This window comes from Streptomyces sp. LHD-70 (genome assembly GCF_031157275.1).
In the GTDB taxonomy this organism is placed as follows: Bacteria; Actinomycetota; Actinomycetes; order Streptomycetales; family Streptomycetaceae; genus Streptomyces.
This window is the reverse complement of record NZ_JAVIFW010000008.1, coordinates 168,131-191,558: the sequence shown is the minus strand read 5'-3', so window position 1 is coordinate 191,558 and position 23,428 is coordinate 168,131. Positions and strand designations below refer to the sequence as shown.

The following is a 23,428-nucleotide window of genomic DNA, read 5'->3' as shown; positions in this document are numbered from 1 at the left end:
TGACCGAAAGGCTGACCCAAGGACTGACCCAAGGGCCGGTTCGGGGGCGGCCAGTCCGGGGGCCGACCGGTTGGCGAGACCCTGCGGCGGACCCGGCCGGGGCCACGTATCGTGAAGGTTCGGGGAGTGATAGGGCGGTCGGCGCAGGGACGCCCAGCTGCGCGCGCTGACGGGGAGGCGACGTGGACGACTACGCGGGCCGGGTGCTCGCCGGACGCTACCGCCTGCCGCTGCCGCCCTCGGACGCGTACGAGTTCGCCGAGACCCGCGCCTTCGACACGTACAGCGGCCAGGAAGTCCTGGTCCGCCAGGTCCCGTTGCCCGAGACGGTCGACGCGGAAGTGGTCGACGAAAGCGCGTACGCCCGTGAGTACGAGGACGGGTACGGCGGATACGGCGGGTACGACGGTGGGCGGGCCGCGCGCAGGCCCGCGGATCCGGCCGTGCGGCGGGCGATCGAGGCGGCGCAGGCGGCCGCGCAGATACCCGACCATCCGCGGCTCGACCAGGTCTTCGACGTGTTCGCGGAGGACGGTTCGCTGTGGATCGTGAGCGAGCTCGTCGCGGCGCTGCCGCTGGCCGCGCTGATCGCGGAGAAGCCGCTCACGCCGTACCGCGCCGCGGAGGTCGCCTCCGAGGTGCTGACCGCGCTGCGCGCCCTGCACGCGCACGGTTGGGTCCACCGGAACATCACGATGCGCACGGTCCTGGTCTGCGACAACGGCCGCGTCATGCTCACCGGCCTCGCGACGGGCGCCGCGGAGGAGGCCCTGTGCGGGTACGACCCCGTGCCAGAGGCGGAGGCGGAGGCCGGGCCGGAACACGAGCCGGAATCAGGGCCCGCGCCGGAGGTGCCGGGGCCGCGCCGTGAGGTCGGGTCCGGGGGGCGGGCCGCGCTGCCGGGCGCCGACTCCCGCGCCGCACGGTCCGGGGCGATCGCCGCGTACCGGGCGGGCACGCAGGCCGCAACGCGCGGAAGCGACGCCTCCGACCGCGACGGCACCGGCCGCGACGCCTCCGGCCGCGACGGCACCAACCGCGAAGCTTCCGGCCGCGACGGCACCCACCGCGACGCCTCCGACCGCGACGGCTCCGACTCCGGCCCGCCCGGCCGGATAGTCGACCCGTACGGGGTGTCCGGGCGCAGCTCGCCGCGGACCGGCAACCCGGTGGCAGCCCCCAACTCCGCGCAGAAGGGCGGAAGATGGGAGGAACCCCTTCCGCCGAAGGAGCACTCCAAGGGCGGCGGCCGCGGCCCCACCACCCCCCTGGCCGCCGAGCGCGCACGCCAGGCGCGGATGAACGTCGTCGGCGCGGTCACCGAGCGCTGGGCGCCCGAGCAGGCCGGACCGGTGCACGAGAACTGGCAGTTGGCGGCCCCGGTCGGCCCGGCCACCGACCTGTGGGCGCTCGGGGCGCTGCTGTTCCGCGCGGTGCAGGGGCACGCCCCGTACCCGGAGGACAGTGCGTACGAGCTGGTGCAGCTGGTGTGCGGGGAGCCGCCGGCGTTCGCCGAGGAGTGCGGGCCGCTGCGTCCGGTCGTGGAGTCGCTGCTGCGCCAGGACCCCACCGAGCGCCCGGACTTCGAGGAGCTGCGCGGCTGGCTGCGCTCCCTCGTGCGCTCGGCGCCGGAGCCCGAGGCGGGCGAGAACGTGGTGCCCGCGCCGCCGTTCGACCGCGCGTTGCTTCCCGTCGTACGACGCCGGGGCGAGCTGGTCCGCAAGCGGCGGGCCGGGCGGCACAAGAGCCGGCACAGGCGCGGGCCGAAGCCGGTCGCGGCCGGGCCCGCAGCCAGTCCCGCCGCGGCCGGGCCCACAGTCAGGCCCGTCCCAGCCAGGCCCGTCGCGGGTGCCGGTGGGGTCTCGGCGGACCTCCAGGAGCAGTACCGGTCGTACGAGCCCCGACGGGCGGCCCGGAAACCCGCCCGTACCGCGAGCGGGCAGGCCCCGAAGCGGCTCGGCCGCATGCTGCTCGTGCTGATCCTGCTCGGGCTCGTGGCGGCGGTCGCGTACGCCGTGCTGTTCATGCCGAAGGCCGAGCCGCGCGGAAGCGAGGGTTCCGATACGGGTGGGCGCACCGGGCAGGCGGGCTCCGCGAGTTCGGCGCCCGCCGAGCCGGGGCAGGGCGGGGCCGGGCAGGACGCCCCGGGCGACGGCAACGAGGAGTCGCCGACCTCGCAGCGGCCCGACCCGCAGTCCTCGGGACCCGACGTGCCCGAGGGCTTCGAGCTGCGCAAGGACCCGGAGGGCTTCCGGGTGGCGGTGGCGAAGGGCTGGGAGCGCAGGGGCGCCAACAGCCGCAGCCAAGTGGCGTACGGGAGCGGGCAGTTCGAGCTGATCGTCGTGCCGGGGCGGGACAAGGCCACCGGCAGGAGCAGCGATCCGCTCTACTACCAGCGGGAGCGCGAGGTCGAGCTGCAGCCGTTCCGGGACTCGACCTGGGCCACGTCGACGGGCATGCGGCGCATCGACGTCGGCGGACAGGTGCGCGCCGAGGGGCAGTTCACGTGGACGGACTCGGGCGGCGACGAGGTGTACGTACGCAATGCGGCGCTGCTGATCGACGGGCGGTACCACGTGGTCCTGGTCAAGGGCCCGGAGGCCGAGCGGGACGAGGTGACGCGGCTGCACGAGCAGGCGGTCGCCGCGTACCGGCCGGACAAGTGAGCCGGAACCGGAGCCGGAACCGGACCAGGGTGGCGCGGCGGGCGGCGGCCACCTCCCGTCGGTATCGCGGGTATTACGGGTAACGCGGGCATCGCGGGTATCGCGGGTAACGCACCACCGCCTTCCGGACGCGGCGGCGCGTTCCTTACGCTTGGCCGGAAGAAGGACGGGCGGGGGAACGTGGATCACACCGAAGGCACGGCACAGGGCGACGTACTCGCGGGGCGGTACCGGCTCGCCGAGTCGCTCGGGCGCGGCGGCATGGGCAAGGTGTGGCGGGCCCACGACGAAGTGCTCCACCGCACCGTCGCCGTCAAGGAGTTGACGGCCGCCCTCTATGTCTCCGAGGCCGACCGGGCCGTGCTCCTCGCGCGCACCCAGAAGGAGGCGCGGGCGGCCGCGCGGATCAACCACTCGGCGGTCGTGACGGTGCACGACGTGTTCGAGTACGACGACCGCCCCTGGATCGTCATGGAGCTCGTCGACGGCGGCTCCCTCGCCGACGCGCTGCAGCGGCGGGAGCGGATCGAGCCGGTCGAGGCCGCGCGGATCGGCGCGTGGGTGGTGCGCGCGTTGCGCGCGGCGCACGCGGCGGGGGTGCTGCACAGGGATGTGAAACCGGCCAATGTGCTGCTCGCGAGGGACGGGCGGGTGCTGCTCACGGACTTCGGCATAGCGGCCATCGAGGGCGACTCGACGATCACGAGGACCGGTGAACTCGTCGGCTCCCTCGACTATCTGGCGCCCGAGCGGGTGCGGGGCGCCGACCCCGGTCCGGCCGCCGACCTGTGGGCCGTGGGCGTGCTGCTCTTCGCGGCCGTCGAGGGCTTCTCGCCGTTCCGCCGGCAGTCGCCGCTGGCCACGATGCAGGCCGTGGTGGTGGACGAGCCGGGCACGGCGGAGCACGCCGGTCCGCTCGGGCCGGTGATCGCGGCGCTGCTCAGCAAGGACCCGGGGGTCCGGCCCGACGCGGACCGGACCGAGCAGATGCTGGCGGAGGTCGCGGAGGGACGCAGGCCTTCGGCGGCTCAGGAGTACGTGGCTACGCGGCGGTTCGACACCCCGGCGCCGCACGCTTTCCGCACGCCGACGCCGACGCCGACGCCTGTGCCGAACCCGAACCCGGCGCCTACTCCTACGCCCACTCCGGCGTCCGCGCCGACCGCCCCGCCCGTCGACCCGCGCTCCACCCCGCCCGCCGCCCCGCGAGCCGACCGCAGCACTCCGCACTCCGGTGCCCGGCCCATCGGCTCGACCGTGCCCGGCGTGCAACCGGAGCCCGGACCGCAGCGTCCCCGGCGCCGCTGGCGTACCGCTCTGGCCGTGATCGTGGCCGCCGGACTGGTGGGCGCGGGCGCGGCGTTCGGGATTCTTCAGTTCGCCGACCGGGGCGGTGAGCAGGGCGGTCAGGGCGGCACCACGCAGAACGGCAAGGAGCGTACGGAAGGGGCCGTGCCCAAGGACTGGGTGCGCGTCAACGACGACGTCGCGGGCTTCAGCCTGCTCCTGCCGCCGGACTTCAAGCGCCGCACCTTCGGCGACCAGATCGACTACACCCCGGACAACGGCCGCCACCTGCTGCGCATCGGCGTCAGCGAGAAGCCCCCGCACGAGAACTCGTACATCCACGCCGTCAACCTGGAGAAGCAGGGGATGGGGCGGCTGCCCACGTACGAGCGGGTGCAGTTGGAGTCGAACACCTTCCGTGGAAACCCGGGCGCCATCTGGGAGTTCAGCTGGACCGAGACCGAAGGGGTCGGCAAGGGCGAGCGGCGGGCGATCGACCAGTTCTACATCGCGGAGGACGGCACCGAGTACGCGATCTACATGGCCGGACCGGCGTCGGACTGGGACAGGACGCGGGAGCAGTTCGAGCATGTGCTGCGCGGCTGGCGACCGTAGGGGGCGTCTCCCCGATCCTTGCGGGCCCGCGACGCCTGGCCCGCACCGGCGGGGTGTGAGCTGGACCCATAAGCAGAGTGGCCGACACCCATAGCCTCGGCGGCAGTCCGTCGTGACGTGAGGGATTGACCGTACGGGTGTGCGGCATGATGAAGTCATGGCGAGCGAGCGGGGCAACAGCCGCTTGATAGCGGGCCGTTACCGGTTGGGGGAGCAACTGGGCCGGGGCGGCATGGGGGTTGTCTGGCGTGCCACGGACGAGCTGCTCGCCCGGCAGGTGGCCGTCAAGGAGGTCGTCCTCGACCCCTCGCTCTCCTTCGACGAGGCCCGGCAGCTGCGCGAGCGGACCCTGCGCGAGGCGCGGACGATAGCGCAGATCCACCATCCGCACGTGATCGTCGTCTACGACGTCCTGGTCCAGCACGGGCGCCCGTACATCGTGATGGAGCTGATCGAGGGCGGCTCGCTCGCCGACCGGCTCGACGGGGACGGCCCGTTGGGCACCGAGGAGGCGGCCCGGCTCTGCCTCGCGCTGCTCGGCGCGCTGCGCGCGGCGCACAGCGAGGGCGTGCTGCACCGCGACCTCAAGCCGGGCAACGTCCTGATGGAGGCCGGTTCGGGCCGCGTCGTGCTCACGGACTTCGGGATCGCCCAGGTCGCCGGGGCCTCGACGCTCACCGAGCACGGCTCCTTCGTCGGCTCGCCGGAGTACACGGCGCCGGAGCGGATGTCGGGCGGCGCGGCCGGGCCCGAGTGCGACCTGTGGTCGCTCGGCGTACTGCTCTGCGCCGCTCTGACCGGCCGCTCGCCGTTCCAGCGGGACACGCTGGGCGGGATCATCGCCGCGGTCATGATGGAGGACCTGCGCCCGCCCAGTGCCGCGGGCCCGCTGCTGCCGGTCGTCCGCGGGCTCCTGGAGCGCGACCCGGAGCGCAGGATCGACGCGGCGGAGGCGGAACGGCTCCTTCGGGCGTACGTGGAGACGGGCGTCGTCCCCTACGCACCCGAGCGGCGCGGCCTCTACGCATCCGAGCGGCGCGGCCTCCCGCCCGCCTTCGCCCCGCTGCGCACCGCCGTCCCGCGCCGTACGGCGGACCCGGCGGGTCCCACGCGCGCGTGGCGCCCAAAACGGCCACCACGCGCGCGTGCCGCACTGCTCGCCGGGGCCCTGGTGGCGGTGCTCGCGGCTGCCGGGGTGGTCGCGGGGGTGCTGCTGTCCGACGGGGGCGACGACGGGGACGACGGCAGGCCGCACCCGTCGGACTCGCTCGGCACGCACACGCCGACGCCGACGCCGACGGTCACGGTGACCCGGGTGCCGACCGGCACGGGCTCCGCACCCGCCGGGTACCGCCTGGTGCACGACCCGGCGGGGTTCTCGCTGGCCGTGCCGGAGGGGTACGTGCGCGCGTCCGAGCCGCCGCGGATCTTCTACGGCTCGCCCGGCGAGGCCTTCCGGATCGGGGTGCGGGAGGCCGGTCCCGTACCGGGTGGCCCGTCGGCCGCGCTGCGCGAGGCGCATGAGCAGGGTCCGCGCACGCACGCCGGGTACCGCGCGGGCACGACCGCCGCGAGCCGGCACGACGAACACCCCGCCGCCCGCTGGGAGTTCACCTGGGACGGGCCGGGCGACGGCTGGGGCGCGCGCCGCGAGCTGCACGTGGCGTGGGAGGAGGGCGGCCGGAGGTACGAGGTGTCGGTGTCGGCGCCCGTGGGCCGCGCGCAGGAGGCGCGGCGCCATCTCGACCGGGCCCTGGACACGTTCGAGCGGGTCCCCGCGGGCTGAGCGCCGGTCCGGGCAAAAACCCTGTACGCGGACGAACCCGGCGGCCCGGGTCACGAGTCAGTGACCGCTGTCGTACCTGCGTGGAACCATGGACGGGCACCGCGATAAGGATGGACACATGAGCAACCACGGGGGAACGCCCTACGGACAGCACGACCCGACGAGCTACGGCCTGCAGCCGCCGCAGCCCCCGCCGGGCGCTCCGGGGCCGTACGGCACCCCCGGCGATCCGTACGCGGCGCAGCAGCACGCCCAGCAGGAGACCGCGGCGTACGGCCAGAACCAGGGTCCGGGCCAGAACCAGGGCCAGAACCACGGCCAGAACCAGGGTCCGGGGCAGAACCACGGCCAGAACCACGGGCCGGGCGGCCAGAGCCACGGCGGCCCGCACGCCCCCACGCCCCCTCCGCCTCCGCAGCCGCACGCCATCCCCACGCAGGTCGCGCCCCAGCAGCAGGCGCAGCCCGACCCGGGCGCGGGCCGCCTGATCGCGGGCCGCTACCGCCTGCTGTCCAAGCTTGGCCACGGCGGCATGGGCACCGTGTGGCGGGCCAAGGACGAGACGGTGGACCGCGAGGTGGCCGTCAAGGAGCCGCGCATCCCGGACCACCTGCCGGAGCGGGAGCGGGCCAACGCCTTCGAGCGGATGCGCCGCGAGGCACGGGCCGCGGCGAAGCTGGACCACCCGGCCGTGGTGAACGTGCACGATGTCGCGGTCGAGGACGGCCAGCCCTGGATCGTCATGGAGTTCGTGCAGGGCCGCTCCCTCGGGGAGGTGCTGCAGGAAGGCACTCTCAGCGGCAGCGAGGCCGCCCGGATCGGCCTCGAAGTGCTCGGCGCCCTGGAGGCGGCGCACGCGGCGGGTGTCCTGCACCGGGACGTGAAGCCGGACAACGTGATGCTCGGCCGGCACGACCGCGTCGTCCTGACCGACTTCGGTATCGCCCAGATCGAGGGCGAGACCAACCTGACGGACACCGGCAGCTTCGTCGGCTCGCCCGAATTCATCGCGCCCGAGCGGGTGTTGGGGCAGCGCCCCGGCCCGGCCTCGGACCTGTGGTCGCTCGGCGTGGTGCTCTACGCCGCGACGGAGGGCGTCTCGCCGTTCCGCCGCAACAACACCCCGGCGACGCTCCAGTCGGTGATCAACGCGACGCCCGCAGCGCCGAACGCCGCGAAGGGCCCGCTGGCCGACGCCGTCAACCGGCTCCTGATCAAGGACCCGAACCAGCGCCCGGCGGCCCCGCAGATCCGCCAGCTCCTGGAAGCGGCCACGCGCCCACCGGCGCCGACGCGCACCCAGGCCGTGGGCACGGCACGCGGTCCGGTGGACGGCGTGCGGGTCAGCCGCAAGGTGCTGCTGGGCGGTGTGGCGGTGGTGCTGGCGTCCGTGGTCGCCGCGGCACTGGTGATCGCGGATCCGTTCGCGGGGGCGGTGGCGGACGCGGAGGGCTGGAAGGCCAAGGAGTTCAAGGGAGTCGGCGGCTCCGTCGCGCTGCCTGCGCACTACGTGCAGACCGATGCCCCTGATCCAGACATGGACCAGGGCGAGCACTTCGCTGAGTACAGCGACCCGAGCGGCGTGATCAATGTCCAACTGCGCCTGTACAAGAAGGCGGAGGACGACTCCGAGATCGCCAGCAGCGCGGCGGCCGAGGCGTTCGATGACGCGGAGGGGCTGCGGGGCGGCACGTCCTCCTCACACGACATCCTGCCGGACGCCGACATGGAGTCGGCCAAGGTCGTCACCAAGAACGACTTGAAGTACCAGGAGCGGAAGGCCGCCGAGAACACCGTCCGGTATGAGGTGGACCCCGACGAGATCAAGATCCCTCGCGAGGCCAGGATCTTCTACTACCGCACCAAGTCTGGGGACATGTACAAGCTCACAGTCAGGTACCCGGGCAAGGGCGACATGACCGAGCGAGGCCGTGAAGTCGCCCAAGCCGCGATCGACAGCCTGAAGATCGACAAACTCTGACCGAGCGGGGCCAGGGGTGCTGACAACACCCCTGATCAGCCCCTTTGCTGCCAGCGCCCACTGGCGCGATGTGCGCACCCCGTGAAACCTCGTTACCGACGGGTACCCAAAAGGTTTCCGGGGTCGTACGCTCACGCCCATGACGGACTCGCAGGCTCCCGCCCAGGGCACGAACGACACGCAGGACGACACGCACGGCACGAGCGACACCGGCACCAACCCCGTCGCTCCGGCGCCCGCAGGCGCGCGTACCGCGGACGATGTGGTCACGCCGGAGCTGATAGCCCAGCTCACCCGTGACGTCGTCGGATCCGGGCGGACCGCCAACCACACGCCGTTCACCGGCGAGAAGCTGGCGGACCTGCCCGAGTCCACGCCCGAGGACGTCGAGCGGGCCTTCGAGCGGGCGCGCGCCGCGCAGCGCGCCTGGGAGGCGACGCCCGTGCGCAAGCGCGCGGCGGTGCTGCTCCGCTTCCACGACCTGGTGCTGCAGCGGCAGGCCGAGGTCCTCGACCTGATCCAGCTGGAGACCGGCAAGGCCCGCCTGCACGCCCACGAGGAGGTGCAGGCCGTCGCGGTCGCCGCCCGGCACTACGGCCGCAAGGCCCCCTCGTACCTGCGCTCGCGCAGTCACACCGGGGCCGTGCCGACGCTCACCAAGGTCGTCGAGAACCGGGTGCCGCGCGGCGTCGTCGGCCAGATCGCGCCGTGGAACTACCCGTTCGAGCTGTCCGTCGGCGACGCGCTCCCGGCGTTCGTGGCCGGCAACGCCGTCGTGATGAAGCCCGACACCGAGACCTGCCTGACCGCCCTGTGGGCGCGTGACCTGCTGATCGAGGCGGGGCTTCCGGCCGAGGTGTTCCAGGTCGTGCTCGGCGAAGGCCCGGTCGTGGGACCGGAGTTGGTCAAGTACGCCGACTACGTCTCGTTCACCGGCTCCACTCGCACCGGCCGCGAGGTCGCCCAGGGCGCAGCCGCCCGGCTCGTCGGCGTCTCCCTCGAACTCGGCGGCAAGAACGCCATGCTGGTCCTCCAGGACGCCGACGTGGACAAGGCCGCGGCCGGCGCCGTGCGCGCCTGCTTCTCGTCCGCGGGCCAACTCTGCATCTCCATCGAGCGGTTGTACGTCCACGAGTCGATCGCCGACGAGTTCGTGGCCCGCTTCGCCGCCCGTACCCGCGCGATGCGCCTCGGCACGTCCCTCGCGTACGGCGCGGACATGGGCTCCCTGGTCGGCGAGCGGCAGCTGGAGACCGTGAAGCGGCACGTCGAGGAGGCCGTGGCCAAGGGCGCCACGCTCGTCGCGGGCGGCACGGCCCGCCCGGACATCGGCCCGTATTTCTACGAGCCGACCATCCTCGACGGAGTCGAGGCCCCGATGGCCGTGTGCACCGAGGAGACCTTCGGCCCGGTCGTCTCCGTCTACCGCTTCAGCGACGAGGACGAGGCGATCGAGCTCGCCAACTCCACCTCGTACGGCCTGAATTCCTCGGTGTGGACGAAGGACGGCCGCCGCGGCCGCGCCGTCGCCGCCCGGCTGCGCACCGGCACGGTCAACGTCAACGAGGGCTACGCCCCGGCGTACGGCAGCGTCCAGTCCCCGATGGGCGGAATGAAGGACTCCGGCCTCGGGCGGCGGCACGGCTCCGAGGGCATCCTCAAGTACACCGAGGCACAGACCGTGGCCACCCAGCGGATCATGCCGATGGCCCCGTCCTTCGGCATGGACGACGAGAAGTACGCGGCGTTCATGAGCCGCAGCCTGCGCGCGATGAAGGCCTTCCGCCTGCGCTGACCCCTGCGCTGCCCTCTGCGGCAGTACGCGTCTGACCTGCACGTTTCTACGGAGGTATCGGTGTCACAGGACGAGTCTGTCCAGAACCAGGCGGGCTGGGACGAGGCCGACGGGACGTACGACTACGACGTCCTGGTCGTGGGCTCGGGTTTCGGCGGCGCTGTCTCGACGCTGCGCCTGACCGAGAAGGGCTACCGCGTCGGCGTCCTGGAGGCGGGCCGCCGCTTCACCCGTTCCGAGCTGCCGAGGAACTCCTGGGACCTGAAGAACTATCTGTGGGCCCCGGCTCTCGGCCTGTACGGCATCCAGCGCATCCATCTGCTCGGCAACGTGATGGTGCTCGCGGGCGCGGGCGTCGGCGGCGGCTCCCTGAACTACGCCAACACCCTGTACGTACCGCCCGCGCCGTTCTTCAACGACCCGCAGTGGCGCGACATCACGGACTGGCAGGAGGAGTTGAAGCCGTACTACGACCAGGCCCAGCGGATGCTCGGCGTGCGGCTCAACCCCACGATGACCCCCTCCGACGTCCATCTGAAGGCGACGGCCGAGGCGATGGGCGTCGGCGACTCCTTCCACATGGCGCCCGTCGGCGTCTTCTACGGCGACGGCAACGACGCGGCCGGCGAGGCGAAGGCCAAGCCGGGCGGCGAGGTCCCCGACCCGTACTTCGGCGGCGCGGGCCCCTCCCGCAAGGCCTGCACCGAGTGCGGCGAGTGCATGACGGGCTGCCGGCACGGCGCGAAGAACACCCTGAACGAGAACTACCTCCACCTCGCCGAGCAGGCGGGCGCGACCATCCACCCGATGACCTCGGTCGTCTCGGTCACCGAGGACTCCCGCGGCGGCTTCGCCGTGGCCACCCTGCCCACGAACGACAAGCGCAAGGGCAAGGGCCGTGTCTTCCGCGCGGAGCGCGTGGTGATCGCGGCCGGTACGTACGGCACGCAGACCCTCCTGCACCGCATGAGGGACAACGGCCTGCTGCCGCACATCTCGGAGCGGCTCGGCGATCTGACCCGCACCAACTCCGAGGCCCTGGTGGGTGCGCAGACCGACAACCGGCGCTACAAGAAGCGCCACGGCGCCGCCAAGGTGGACTTCACGCAGGGCGTCGCGATCACGTCGTCCATCCACCCCGACGGCGACACCCACATCGAGCCGGTGCGCTACGGCAAGGGCTCGAACGCGATGGGCGGCATGACGGTCCTCCAAGTCCCTTACAGCTCGCGGCGGGTGGCCGCCTGGCTGGCCAACTGCGCCAAGCATCCCGTCCAGTCGCTGCGTTCGCTCTCCAACCGGCGCTGGTCGGAGCGGACCATCATCGGCCTGGTCATGCAGTCCCTGGACAACTCCTTGACCACGTACCGCAAGGAAAAGGGCCTGGGCAAGGGCCTGTTGACGGCGCGGCAGGGCCACGGCGCGCCCAACCCCAACCAGATCCAGGCGGCCACCGAGGCGGCCTCGCTGCTCGCCAAGGAGATCAACGGCTTCGCCGGGTCCAACATCGGCGAGCTGATGGGCACCCCGCTGACCGCCCACTTCCTCGGCGGCTGCCCGATCGGCGCCGACGCGAAGAGCGGCGTCATCGACCCGTACCACCGGCTCTACGGGCACCCCGGCATCTCGGTCGTCGACGGCGCCGCGGTCTCCGCGAACCTCGGGGTGAACCCGTCCCTGACGATCACCGCACAGGCCGAGCGCGCCATGTCGTTCTGGCCGAACAAGGGCGAGGACGACCGGCGCCCCGCCCAGGGCCGGGCCTACCAGCGCCTCGCCGCGGTGGAGCCCAAGTCCCCGACGGTCCCCGCGGCCGCCTTCGGCGCGCTGAAGCTCCCGTTCCTGGGGATGCCTGCGGTGCCGCCGAAGAAGTAGCCGCGCCACTCCACGTACGACGAAGGGACCTGCACCCCCCTCCGAGTGCAGGTCCCTTGTCGCTGGGGGGCACCTCCCGGCCGGAGGCTGGGGGTGGGAGTTCAGGCGCTGTTACGCGACCGCGCCCTCACTCCGGCGACGCTTGACGGCGAAGACGACACCGGCGCCGGCGACGATCGTGATGCCGCCGATCAGGCCGATGGTCGGCAGCGCCGAGCTCGAGCCGGTCTCGGCGAGGCTGCCGGTGACCTCGGCGGCCTTGTCCTTGCTCGGCTTCTCCGCCGGAACCGGAACCTTGCCGCCTTCCTGCGGCTCGGTGCCGCCGGTGGGGGTGCCCGCGCCGACGATCTGGAACTTGTACGCGACCTGGCCGAAGCCGACGCACTCGGCGTCCTCGTCGCTGTACACGCTGCCGCCGAGCGAGAAGCCGGCGCCGACCGGGGCGCTCTTCTTGACGTTCAGACGCAGCGGGATGTCGACTTGGTACTCGGGCTCGAGCGAGTCCGTCCAGCCGACGAAGCCGGCGGTGTGGCCGTCGGTACCGATCCGCTCCCAGGCACCGGTCTCCGGGTTGAGGGCCTGCAGCTCGACCTGGCGGGTCTTGAAGACGTTCTCGCCCTCCTTGTCGGCGGAGGCACCGGCGACGAAGAAGAGGTCCTTGACGGTGGTGTCGGAGTTGTTCGCGACCGTCATCTCGAACTTGTGCCAGCCGGAGCCGCGGTTGATCTTGCCGGGCAGGCCCTTGATGTCGACGTCGACCTTGGAGTCGGTGCACTCACTGGGCTCGGTCGGCTCCTCCGTGGGCTCCTCCGTGGGCTCGTCGGTCGCCGACTCGGTCGGCTCCGGGGCGCTCTCGGAGGCGGTCGGCTCCTCGGTGGGCGCCTCGGTGGGCTCTTCCGTGGGCTCCTCGGACGGCTCGGTCGTCTCCGACTCGCTCGGCTCGACCGTCGGGTCCTCGGTGGGCTCGGTCTCGGGGGCGCTGACGGTCGGGGACGGGTCCGTCCCCTCCGTCGCGAAGGCGGCCGGGGCCGCGAGCAGCGCGACCGGGGCTATGACTGCCGTAGCGGCCGCGGTGGCCATGACACGGCGAAGCTTCATGGAAGACCTCGGAAAGTCCGGCGTACCGCTGGTGCGGTACGGAGGTGGAGGCCTCCGCGGTGGGGCGCGGGAGTGGCCGTTGGTACGCATGCATGACCTGTGAAGGGAGTGCATGGTTGCGTCACCCCTCACAGAATCTTTATGTGACGTGGATCACCGAGGCTGGCCGAGGCTGCGCCCCCGGGAACGGCGAAGGGCCCCGCAGAGTGCGAGCTGCGGGGCCCTTTGCTGACAGCACCGACGTCAGGGCAGCGTCGGTGCCGCGGGGCGGCGCCGGGGGGTGCGCCGCTGGTTTCGGGGAGCCGGTCGGCGACCCGGCGCACAAGGGGCGCTCAAGTGGTCTCGACCAATGGCAATGAAGTTGTGGATCACGGCACTGGGGAGGTGCCTCTTACGCATCGTGCTGGATGATCCGGGGCCCGCGCAACCGTTTCGGCCACTTCTGGCCAGTTGTCGAGCCGTCGGCCGGCTCCGGGCGTCCCCGGAGCCGACCAATCTTTCCCTCGTGACCGGGCTGCTGTCCCCTGCCGTCCGGTCACTCTGGAGCGAGGTCCCACGACGCACGGCACCATCCGTACGTCTCATCGCTCCAGCGGAGCCACGCGTGGTTCTTTCGGGCCCGCCCCTGGCTGGCACGGACATCGGGACCAACGAAGCCCGCCGCGCGGCGGTCACGCGCCGTACGGGTGAGAGCGCACCCGAACTCAGGTCCGGCCGAACGCGGATGCGGAGGAGGCGTCCAGGGGTGCCCAGGAGGTGCTCCGGGGGTGCTCCGGGGGTGCTCCGGGGGTTCAGACCCGGCCGCGGCACAGTTCGAGCAGAGTCATCGCGAGCGCGGTGCCGGGCTTGCCGAGGGCGTCGCTGTAGTGGCCGAGGATCTCCATCTCGCGGGAGAGGTTCACGCGGCGGCCGCCCGACGTGATCCGGGACTCCTGGATCACCGCCGAGACGGCCATGCGTTCCTGTACGAGACCGATGATGCGGTCGTCGAGCGCGTCGATCCGCTCCCGCTCGCCGCCGATCAGCTCGGCGGCCTCGACGGTGTGGGCGCCGGTGCGCTCGGCGGGAGTGGCAGCGGGGGCGGCGGTGGCAGTGGTGGCCGCGGTGGCAGTGGTGAGGGTCGTCATGATCGGGGCTCCGGTTCTGGTGGTCACGGTGTGCCCCGGGGGACGCGGCCCCGGAAACGACAGACGCCCCGGAGCCTTGTCGGCCCGGGGCGCCTGGGAAGTCGCTTCAGTGGATCAAGCAGCACGACCATGGCAGCCGGTGGGCCCGGTGCCATAGGTAAACGCGACGTACGCGAAGGTCTGCTTGTTCACGGGGACAGTATTGCCGCACCCGCGCCCGCCGGGTCAAGGCGGGCCGGAGCGGGGCTCGGATGGTGAGACGGGCCGGAGCGGGGCTCGGATGGTGAGACGGGCCCGCGCGGCGAGGGCGGCGAGGGCGGCGAGGGCGGTTCGGACGGAGTGACGAAGGGGTACTTCCGCGCGCCGTTAGAATCGACAAGTAGAGACCCCCTCCCCACCGCCGGAAGGCCGCCGCAGTGCCAGCAGTGTCTGCACCCTCATCTGCCGCCCCCGACACCGTCCTGGTCGTCGACTTCGGTGCGCAGTACGCCCAGCTCATCGCCCGCCGCGTGCGGGAGGCCCGGGTCTACAGCGAGATCGTCCCGAGCACCATGCCGGTCGCCGAGATGCTCGCCAAGAACCCCGCGGCGATCATCCTCTCCGGCGGCCCCTCGTCGGTGTACGCGGAGGGCGCCCCGAGCCTCGACCGCGCGCTCTTCGAGGCCGGCGTCCCGGTCTTCGGCATGTGCTACGGCTTCCAGCTGATGGCCCAGACCCTGGGCGGCACCGTCGACGACAACGGCGCCCGTGAGTACGGCGGCACGCCGCTGCACGTCTCGAAGGCCGGCTCGACCCTCTTCGAGGGCACCCCGACCGAGCAGTCCGTGTGGATGTCGCACGGCGACGCCTGCTCCGCCGCCCCCGAGGGCTTCACCGTCACGGCGTCCACCGAGGTGGTCCCGGTCGCGGCCTTCGAGAACGACGAGAAGAAGCTGTACGGCGTGCAGTACCACCCCGAGGTGATGCACTCCACGCACGGCCAGCAGGTCCTCGAGCACTTCCTGTACCGCGGCGCCGGCATCGAGCCGAACTGGACCACGGGCAGCGTCATCGAGGAGCAGGTCGAGGCGATCCGCGCCCAGGTCGGCGACAAGCGCGCGATCTGCGGCCTCTCCGGCGGCGTCGACTCCGCGGTCGCCGCGGCCCTCGTGCAGAAGGCCATCGGCTCCCAGCTGACCTGCGTGTACGTCGACCACGGCCTGATGCGCAAGGGCGAGACCGAGCAGGTCGAGAAGGACTTCGTCGCCGCGACGGGCGCGAACCTGAAGGTCGTCGACGCCAGCGAGCGGTTCCTGACCGCGCTCGCCGGGGTCTCGGACCCGGAGACCAAGCGCAAGATCATCGGCCGTGAGTTCATCCGCGTCTTCGAGCAGGCGCAGCTGGAGATCCTCCAGGAGGAGGGCCCCGAGGTCGCGTTCCTGGTCCAGGGCACCCTCTACCCGGACGTCGTCGAGTCCGGCGGCGGCACCGGCACCGCGAACATCAAGTCCCACCACAACGTGGGCGGCCTCCCCGAGGACATCGAGTTCGAGCTCGTCGAGCCGCTGCGGCAGCTGTTCAAGGACGAGGTCCGCATGGTCGGCCAGGAGCTCGGCCTGCCCGACGAGATCGTGCAGCGCCAGCCGTTCCCCGGCCCCGGCCTCGGTATCCGTATCGTCGGCGAGGTCACCAAGGACCGGCTCGACCTGCTGCGCGAGGCCGACGCCATCGCCCGCGAGGAGCTGACCGTCGCCGGTCTCGACCGCGAGATCTGGCAGTGCCCGGTCGTCCTCCTCGCCGACGTCCGCTCGGTGGGCGTGCAGGGCGACGGCCGTACGTACGGCCACCCGATCGTCCTGCGCCCGGTCTCGTCCGAGGACGCCATGACGGCCGACTGGACGCGTATGCCGTACGACGTCCTGGCGAAGATCTCCACGCGGATCACCAACGAGGTGGCCGATGTGAACCGCGTCGTCCTCGACGTCACGAGCAAGCCGCCGGGCACGATCGAGTGGGAGTAGTCCCCCTGACTCCCTGACCCTCTGAGAGCCCCTCACGTCCGCCTGGCGGTACGGAGGGGCTCTCCGGGTTTCCAGATCTGTACGGCCAGATACGTCTCGTCCTCGATGTACGTCCGTACGACCTCGGTGAGTTCGGCGCGGAACAGGTGGAAGGCGTCCGGGTCCGGGGGTTCGACCTCGTGCGTGTAGCGGGCGCGGTCCTGCGGGTCGTGGACCTCCACGGCGCGGCCCGCGATGCGTACGTCGCCGCCGCCCATGTCCTGGCCCGCGCCCGGGTTGGCCTGGAGCGCGAAGCGGGGGTCGCGGCGCAGGTCGAGCGTCTTCAGTGAGTGCGGCATCATGCCGAGCCACAATTCGCCGTCCAGGAAGCGGACTTCGATGCCGCTGGTGCGCGGCGAACCGTCCTTGCGGAGCGTCGCGACGATGTGGTGCGTGAACGCTCGAAACGTTCCTCGACGGTCGCGGCGAGGTCGGGCTCGGCGGACGCGAAGGCTTCCCAGTTGAACGCCATGCGCTCAGTGTTGGACGTCATGCGCTCAGTGTGGGCCGGGATTCCCGACATCTCCTGTCGGGAATCCCGGCCTCCTGCGGCTACGGCTTCGGCTTCGGCTACGGCTGCGGTCAGCGCAGGTACGTGCCGAAGGCCGCGCCCGGGGCGGGAGCGCCGATGTCGCCCGGGTTCACCGCGTACGTACCGGAGACGCCGAGGCGCAGCCAGACCGCGCCCGAGCCCTGGCCGGCCGTGGTGTCCTCGTCGGGCGCGCCCGCGACCACGCCGAGGCCGGAGGGCAGCGCCACCGAGGTGCCGAAGCGGTCGCCCGCCTCCGCGACGCCCGGCACACCGGCCGTGTCCTGGTGGTACGCCTGGGCGCCGGTGCCGCTGAGGCCGGACGCGCCGCCCTTGAGCAGTACGACCGAGCCCGCGTCCTTGCCGCCGCCGGCCGCGCCCGCGAGGTCCTCGTACGGGACGCCGGCCGCGATGTCCGCGTAGCCGTCGCCGTTCACGTCGCCCGCGGCCAGCGCGTACCCGAACTGGTCGCCGTCCTCGCTCGCGCCGGGCACGCCCGCGGAGTTCTGCGTGAGCGTCTTGGTGCGGCTCGTGGAGGGCCCGGACGCGGTGCCGTAGAGGACCTTGACCGTGCCCGCGTCGTACGGCAGGTTCTCCACGACGCCGCCGGGCACGGTACGGATCACCAGGTCGCCGCGGCCGTCCTTGTCGACGTCGCCGATGGTCGCCGCGGCCGCGTCCGGCAGGGACTTGGCGGTGGTCGACAGGCCGCTCGCGGTGCCGGCCCAGAACTGGCTCGACTCCGACATCTCCTCGAAGGCGTGCGTCGTCACCAGGTCGTCCCGGCCGTCGCCGGTGATGTCGCCCGCGACCATGCCGGTGGGCTCGAAGGTGCGGCCGGTGGCCAGGTCGGCGGTGCGGGCGGGGGATCCGTCGCGCTTGAACGGGCCGTACAAGACGCGCAGTTCGCCCCATTCGGCGTCCGGGTCGCTGTCGGTGGCGACCAGGTCGGCGTGGCCGTCGCCGTCGAAGTCGCCCTCGGTGAGCGGGAATCCGCCCGCGCGCGCGGCGGCCGGCAGCGGCGTGGCCTGCTCGCCGAGGCCCTGGTCCGAGCCCCAGTGGACGACGACGGAGTTCCGGTCCTGGACCGCGAGGTCGGTGTGGCCGTCGCCGTCGAGGTCGCGCGCGGCCGTCGCGCCGCCGAACGCCGTGCCGCCCTCCGGAGTGGCCGCGGTGACCGTCTGGTGGCGGCCGCCTCCGTACACCACGGAGACATATCCGGCGCCCTCCTGGTCCCCGACCGTGGCCGAGGGCGCCGCGGAGACGACGTCCGCCTTGCCGTCGCCGTCGAAGTCCGCCTTGGGGGGCGTGCCTATGGGTGCTTTGGCGGCGGCCTGGGTCACGGCCCCGGCCCCGGCCCCGGCCCCGGCCCCGGCCTCGGTCACGGCCTCGGTCACGGCCTCGGTCGCGGGGGCCTTGGTGACTGGCGTCGCCGAGGCAGGCGCGGCGAGGGCGAGCGGGGCGGTCAGCAGGGCAGCGGCCAAAGCGCAGCCGGCGGCCAGGGTGTGGGGGCGGTGGCGCACGGTTCCTCCTGTGAAACGTGTGGTCTGCCCAGGCAGACTGCCGACCGGCCCACACGGTTGTGCGCCTGGGCGTCGCGGTCCCGTCACCGTCCTGTCATCGCCCCGTCGCCGACCCGTCGCTGTCGGCGGCTGCGCACTCTCTTCACAGGACGCCCCTGGTCACTTCGGTTGACCGACGGTAACTTCCGCCCCGTACACCAGGAATGGAGGGACGACCATGTCCGCGCCCACGCCGATACCCGTCGACCAGCTGCAGTTCGCGCTGCCACCCGTGCATGAGTCCGTCGCGGACGAGCGGCGCCACCGCAAGGAACGGCTCGCGGGCGCCCTGCGACTCTTCGGCCGATTCGGGTACGAGGACGGCGTCTCGGGTCATATCACCGCCCGGGACCCGGAGTTCACCGACTGCTACTGGGTCAACCCCTTCGGCATGCCCTTCAAGCACATCACCGTCAGTGACCTGATCCTGGTCGACGGCGCGGGCCAGGTGCTCGAGGGCCGCTATCACGTCAACCAGGCCGCCATCACCGTGCACGCCCAGGTGCACGAGGCCCGCCCGGACGTCGTGTCCGTCGCCCACTGCCACTCCCTGCGCGGCCGCGCCCTGTCCGCGCTCGGCGAGCTCCTCGAACCGATCAACCAGGAGGCCTGCGCCTTCTACGAGGACCACGCCCTGTACGACGCCGCGACGCTCGCCGCCGTCGACGCGGACGAAGGCCGCCGTATCGCCGCCGCCCTCGGCGACCGCAAGGCGGCGGTGCTGCGCAACCACGGGCTGCTCACCGTCGGCGACTCCGTCGACGCGGCCGCCTGGTGGTTCATCTCCATGGAGCGCTCCTGCCAGGTCCAGCTGGAGGCCCGCGCCGCGGGCCGCCCGGTCCTCATCGGCCACAAGGACGCGGTCGCGCTGCGCGAGCAGTTGGGTACGGACCTGGTGGCGTGGATCAACTACCAGCCGCTGTGGCAGGACGTGAGCCGGGGGGAGCCGGATCTGCTGTCGTAGGGGGCGCTTGTCGTAGGGGGCGCTTGCTGTCGGGCGGGGTGTCCGCCGCGCGCTGCGGGAAGATCGAGTCAACCTCGCGCCACGTCGCTCACCCCCTCTGACCTGACAATGCGCCCCCTGCGCTCGCTCAGTGCGACACAATTCCCCATCAAATCAAGGGCGTTGGCGGTCAAGAGGATCGTTGGATTGATGGGGAGCGCACGTGGCAGTGCAAGTGACGGAAAAGGGGGCGCACGAGGGCGGCTGCGCCTGCGGTGACTGCCCGCACGGTGCGCGCACCGGACATCGGCGGGCCGTCGCCGAATTCCTCGCCCAGCGCGACAAGTTGGCCTCCGGCGACGGCCTGCCCGCCGCCCTCGCCCACTCCGCCGCAGCCTCCCGCCAGTGGGCCTCCGACGCCCTCACCCAGTCGGCCGCCGCCGTCGCCGAGCGCGGCCGCGCCGAGGGCAGGGCCTGGCTGCACCAGATGTGGCGCCGCACCCTGCTCGCCGTTGCCGCCGCCGGAACCCTGTTCCTGCTGGCCCAGGCCCTCACCGCCATCGACTCCGGCTGGACCGCCGCCCGCACCGCCGGCGCCCTCGCCGCCGCGCTCACCGGAGGCGCTCTCCTCGCCGTCGGCCACGCGCAGCGGGCGCACGGCGGAGTGCTCGCGCCCCTCGTCGGCGAGGACAACCGGCTCTCCACCTCCCGCGCCGTCGCCGCCGCCTGGGTCCTCCTGACCGTCTTCGCCGTGCTCGTCCTCACCGCCCGCCTCGCCCTCTCCGCTCCCGGCCGCGAGCGCTCCGCCCTGCTCGACGGCCTCCAACTCGGCTTTTCTGTCGGCTTGTTGACCGTGGTGGCCGTCGTCTCCGGCGCCGCCGTACTGGTCCGCCGCGTCGTCGTCGTACGCGTCCAGGCGCAGCGGCTCCAGAAACTGCCCGCCGACCGTCCCCGCCTGTCCGACCTGATCACCGACGACGCGGGCCGCGGCAGCTTCACCGACGTCCAGTACGTGCTCGTCTCCACCGGTGCCCTCGCCTTCGCCGCCGTCCGTCTCGCCCGCGACCCCGGCCGACTGCCCGACCTGCCGTGGGGGCTCGCCGCGCTCATGTTGGTCTCGGCCGCCACCTATCTCGCGGGCAAGCTCGCCGAGGGCGGTCGGCCCGTGATCCTCTCCGTGGTCCGCGCCCGCGAGCCCGGCGACTTGGACGCACCGATCCGCACCGGCGACGACATCGAGATCCGCGGCACCGGATTCGTACCGCCCGGCGCCGGCGCCCCGGACCGTCTCGCCCGGGTGGTCGTCCGCGTCGGAGCGGTGCACGCCCATGTCCCGCTGGTTCCGGTTCCGGGCGGCTTCACCAATCCCACCGACTCGGCACTCACCGTTCCGGTCCCGGTCGATATCCCTCCCGGCCGCGTGGAAGTGCAGGTCATCACGGCGGCAGGCGTGGAGAGCAACCGCTGCGCCGTCGAGGTGACCGACTGACGCCACCTTCCCGGAACGCTCCGTTCGGCTCCAGGTACTGGTGAACCCGCCCCTTCTGTCGTACGTATGGTCTGTTGGCCGATCAACGAGAGGCGGCGGACACCATGGCGCACGGCATTCCCACCGACCCCTACATCGCACGGGCCGACGGCGGCAGCCTGAAGGCCACCCTCACCCGGCACGCCCTCCTTCCCCTGCGGATCTTCCTCGGCGTCACCTTCATCTACGCCGGACTCGACAAGCTCACCGACTCCACCTTCATGTCCGCGTCCGGCGCCGGATCCATCGCCGAGACCATGGAGGGCGTCCGCGACTCCTCGGCCATCCCCGCCCTGGTGGACCTCTCCCTGAAGAGCCCTCTCGGCTTCGGTTACGCCATCGCCATCGGCGAACTCGCCGTCGGCCTCGGCACATTGGCAGGCCTCCTCACCCGCCTCGCCGCGCTCGGCGGCGCGATGATCTCGCTGAGCCTGTGGCTGACGGTGAGCTGGGCCGTCGAGCCCTACTACTACGGCAACGATCTCGCCTATCTGATGGCCTGGCTCCCGCTGGTGCTCGCGGGCGCCCCCACGTTCTCCCTGGACGCTCTCCTGCGGGAGCGGCGGCGCCGGATCCCGTAGGTCACCGCGGCCACGACGGCCGCGAGGAACAGCCCGCCGCACACCAGCGGGATCAGTACGAACCACGGGACCTGCCACTCCCCGGTCGCGTCCCCCGCGTAGGCCACCCCCGCGGCGAGCAGGACCGCGCCCGCGACGAGCTTTCCCGGCTGGAACTCGTGCCGCAGCATGCGGGACTCCTTCGGGTGGAGAGTGCCTGCCGAGGGGTCGGTGGGCGTGTGGGTGGTGGCCGTCGGGGTGTCGGTGGGCGTGTGGGTGGTGCCCGTCGGGGTGTCGGTGGGCGTGCGGGAGGCGCCTGCAGACGAGCCGGTGGGCGTGCGGGAGGTGTCCGCCGAGGGGGCGGTGGCCGGGCGCTGGTCGCCCGTCTCGTGCTCAGGAGGTCTCACGTCTCACCTCCGCCTGTCCGACGCCCACTTCGAGTCTCAGCTCCACCGTGCCCGCCTCGGAGGTGCCTTCGGGCGGTCTCAGCGTGATGCGGCGGTCCTGGCCAGGGGCGATGTCCACGTCGTCGGATGCCTCGCCGGGCAAGCGGATGTCTCCCACGCCCACTTCGGCCCGAAGCCGTACGGTCACGTCCTTCGGCACGACCACCTCCACGCGCCCTGCCCCGACCTCGGCGGCCGTCCTCACGGTCTGGCCCTTGCGCAGGTCGAGCCCCGTGAGGTCGAGCGTGCCGACGCCCGAACCCACCTCGTACACCGGCTGCACCTGCGCCGTGCCGGTGGGGCGCCAGTCCGTGCGCGTCCAGGTCGTACCGATGTTCTCCGGCAGGATCGTCGCCACCGCGAGCAGGCCTGCCGTGAGTACCGCGAGGACGATCGAGCCCCCGCCCGTACGCCCCAGGAACGCGCTCACCGCGATGCCGAGGCCGAACACGGCGAGCGCACAGGCCAGGCCCGCCTGCAGGCTGAGGCCGAGCGAGCCGGCGCCCCCGTGATCGCTCCAGGTGAGTCCGGTGCCGAGCACCCCGGCGAGCAGGGCGAGCAGGAAGACCCAGCCGCCGATCCAGCGCGGCCCGCGCGGCTTCGGCTTGGGGAAGGGCTTGGGGACCGTCGGGCGGTACGTCCGGTGGTACGGGCCCGGCGGCATGGCGATCCGGGGGCCCTTGGTGCCGTCGATGAAGTCCACCGGGTACTCGATCGTGTGGTCGACCGGACCCCATGCGTACCCCGTGCCTCCGTCGTGCGTGCCGTCCTTCACTATCGGGTCCCGCCACCACGACCAGACTCCCGTGACCGGCGGGGCCTGGGCCTCCGGCGGGGCGTCGGCGACCGACTGTGCCGTGACCGGGGCGGCGTGGGTGTCGCGGCGGGTCTGCGACCAGTACCCCGCGCCCGCGAGCAGTAGGGCGAGCACCGCCGCGAACGTGAGCACCCCGCCGTTGTTCAGCATGGACAGGAAGACGCCGCAGCCGATGAGCGCGCAGAGCAGGGCGGACAGGCCGGCGCCGGAGACCCGGCCGGTGAGCAGCTTGCGACCCTCGCTCTCCTCGTCCCCGTCGAGCGGGAGGAGCAGCCATGCGAAGCCGTAGAAGATCAGGCCGAGGCCGCCCGTGACGGCGAGCACGGCGAGGCCGATACGGAAGATCACCGGGTCCATGTCGCAGTGCCGACCGAGGCCCGAGCAGACACCGCCGAGCATGCGGTGCGACCGCTCGCGGCGCAGCCCCGGCGGGGCGCTCGGCTCGGCGGCGCTCGCCCCGGCCAGGTCCTGATCGTTCATGTGTCCATGGTGACGGGACGAGGCCGGCTTCGGCAGACGGGACGACCCTGGTCCGACCCTGATATCCGACCCCGAGATCGATTCGGGGCGCCAGGGGCGCGAACCCGGAGTGGCCCGGAGCGGACCCGGGGCGCGCGACCCGACGGTGCGCGCGGGAGACCGGGGCGAGGGGTGGCCGGGCCGAGGGGAGGCCGGGGCTGAGGGGGCAGGACGGCCGGGGCTCTGACCGAGGGCCGGCGCGCGTCGACGCGCACTCGCCGGACCCAGCCGACGGCCGGCCGGAGATCAGGGACG

General features: G+C 72.7%; 15 protein-coding genes and 1 pseudogene. 10 read left to right on the top strand and 6 right to left on the bottom strand.

All coding sequences use genetic code 11. The features are described from left to right. Positions 1–182: 182 nt before the first annotated feature. The 6 genes from RCO28_RS17680 to RCO28_RS17655 all read left to right on the top strand — a co-directional run bounded on the left by RCO28_RS17680 (position 183) and on the right by RCO28_RS17655 (position 12,005). Complete coding sequence (locus RCO28_RS17680; RefSeq protein ID WP_308942105.1) at positions 183–2,666, top strand: protein kinase; 2,484 nt, start codon at positions 183–185, stop codon at positions 2,664–2,666. A gap of 180 nt (positions 2,667–2,846) precedes the next feature. Further along, a complete protein-coding gene (locus tag RCO28_RS17675; RefSeq protein WP_308942104.1) occupies positions 2,847–4,568 on the top strand; it encodes a serine/threonine-protein kinase in 1,722 nt (573 codons plus the stop codon). Positions 4,569–4,725: 157 nt separating this feature from the next. Next, positions 4,726–6,354, top strand: a complete 1,629-nt coding sequence (locus RCO28_RS17670) for a serine/threonine-protein kinase (RefSeq protein ID WP_308942103.1) — start codon at positions 4,726–4,728, stop codon at positions 6,352–6,354. Between the two features lie 118 nt (positions 6,355–6,472). Beyond that, positions 6,473–8,335 carry a serine/threonine-protein kinase gene (locus tag RCO28_RS17665; protein WP_308942102.1) on the top strand — a complete coding sequence of 621 codons (1,863 nt, stop codon included), beginning with the start codon at positions 6,473–6,475 and terminating at the stop codon, positions 8,333–8,335. Positions 8,336–8,474: 139 nt separating this feature from the next. After that, positions 8,475–10,130: a succinic semialdehyde dehydrogenase gene (locus RCO28_RS17660; protein ID WP_308942101.1), complete on the top strand. Its 1,656-nt coding sequence runs from the start codon at positions 8,475–8,477 to the stop codon at positions 10,128–10,130. Between the two features lie 60 nt (positions 10,131–10,190). Then, positions 10,191–12,005: a GMC family oxidoreductase gene (locus RCO28_RS17655; RefSeq protein WP_308942100.1), complete on the top strand. Its 1,815-nt coding sequence runs from the start codon at positions 10,191–10,193 to the stop codon at positions 12,003–12,005. Positions 12,006–12,116: 111 nt separating this feature from the next. Here the strand turns inward: RCO28_RS17655 and RCO28_RS17650 are convergent, their stop codons facing one another. Together RCO28_RS17650 and RCO28_RS17645 are read right to left on the bottom strand one after the other, a co-directional pair. Continuing rightward, positions 12,117–13,103: an LPXTG cell wall anchor domain-containing protein gene (locus RCO28_RS17650; protein WP_308942099.1), complete on the bottom strand. Its 987-nt coding sequence runs from the start codon at positions 13,101–13,103 to the stop codon at positions 12,117–12,119. 791 nt (positions 13,104–13,894) lie between these two features. Then, positions 13,895–14,230 carry a chorismate mutase gene (locus RCO28_RS17645; protein WP_308942269.1) on the bottom strand — a complete coding sequence of 112 codons (336 nt, stop codon included), beginning with the start codon at positions 14,228–14,230 and terminating at the stop codon, positions 13,895–13,897. A gap of 425 nt (positions 14,231–14,655) precedes the next feature. On the opposite strand from RCO28_RS17645, the gene guaA reads away from it, so the two are divergent. Next, positions 14,656–16,230, top strand: coding sequence for a glutamine-hydrolyzing GMP synthase (gene guaA, locus RCO28_RS17640; RefSeq protein ID WP_308942098.1), 1,575 nt, complete (start codon positions 14,656–14,658; stop codon positions 16,228–16,230). A gap of 32 nt (positions 16,231–16,262) precedes the next feature. Here the strand turns inward: guaA and RCO28_RS17635 are convergent. Both RCO28_RS17635 and RCO28_RS17630 read right to left on the bottom strand, forming a co-directional pair. Continuing rightward, positions 16,263–16,741: pseudogene (locus RCO28_RS17635) on the bottom strand (pyridoxamine 5'-phosphate oxidase family protein). Between the two features lie 110 nt (positions 16,742–16,851). Beyond that, positions 16,852–18,321, bottom strand: a complete 1,470-nt coding sequence (locus RCO28_RS17630) for an FG-GAP and VCBS repeat-containing protein (RefSeq protein WP_308942097.1) — start codon at positions 18,319–18,321, stop codon at positions 16,852–16,854. 217 nt (positions 18,322–18,538) lie between these two features. Between RCO28_RS17630 and RCO28_RS17625 the strand changes: the two genes are divergently transcribed. The 3 genes from RCO28_RS17625 to RCO28_RS17615 all read left to right on the top strand — a co-directional run bounded on the left by RCO28_RS17625 (position 18,539) and on the right by RCO28_RS17615 (position 21,412). After that, a complete protein-coding gene (locus RCO28_RS17625) occupies positions 18,539–19,324 on the top strand; it encodes a class II aldolase/adducin family protein (RefSeq protein WP_308942096.1) in 786 nt (261 codons plus the stop codon). 202 nt (positions 19,325–19,526) lie between these two features. Continuing rightward, the gene (locus RCO28_RS17620) at positions 19,527–20,792 is read left to right on the top strand and encodes a hypothetical protein (RefSeq protein WP_308942095.1); all 1,266 of its coding nucleotides are present in this window, start codon (positions 19,527–19,529) and stop codon (positions 20,790–20,792) included. Positions 20,793–20,896: 104 nt separating this feature from the next. Further along, positions 20,897–21,412, top strand: a complete 516-nt coding sequence (locus RCO28_RS17615; RefSeq protein WP_308942268.1) for a DoxX family protein — start codon at positions 20,897–20,899, stop codon at positions 21,410–21,412. On the opposite strand, the gene RCO28_RS17610 is transcribed toward RCO28_RS17615, so the two are convergent. Together RCO28_RS17610 and RCO28_RS17605 are read right to left on the bottom strand one after the other, a co-directional pair. After that, positions 21,319–21,798 (bottom strand): hypothetical protein, encoded by a 480-nt coding sequence (locus tag RCO28_RS17610; RefSeq protein ID WP_308942094.1) that lies wholly within the window; start codon positions 21,796–21,798, stop codon positions 21,319–21,321. The genes RCO28_RS17615 and RCO28_RS17610 overlap by 94 nt on opposite strands. Further along, complete coding sequence (locus RCO28_RS17605; RefSeq protein ID WP_308942093.1) at positions 21,785–23,134, bottom strand: PspC domain-containing protein; 1,350 nt, start codon at positions 23,132–23,134, stop codon at positions 21,785–21,787. The genes RCO28_RS17610 and RCO28_RS17605 overlap by 14 nt, the downstream gene beginning before the upstream one ends. Between the last annotated feature and the right edge of the window lie 294 nt (positions 23,135–23,428).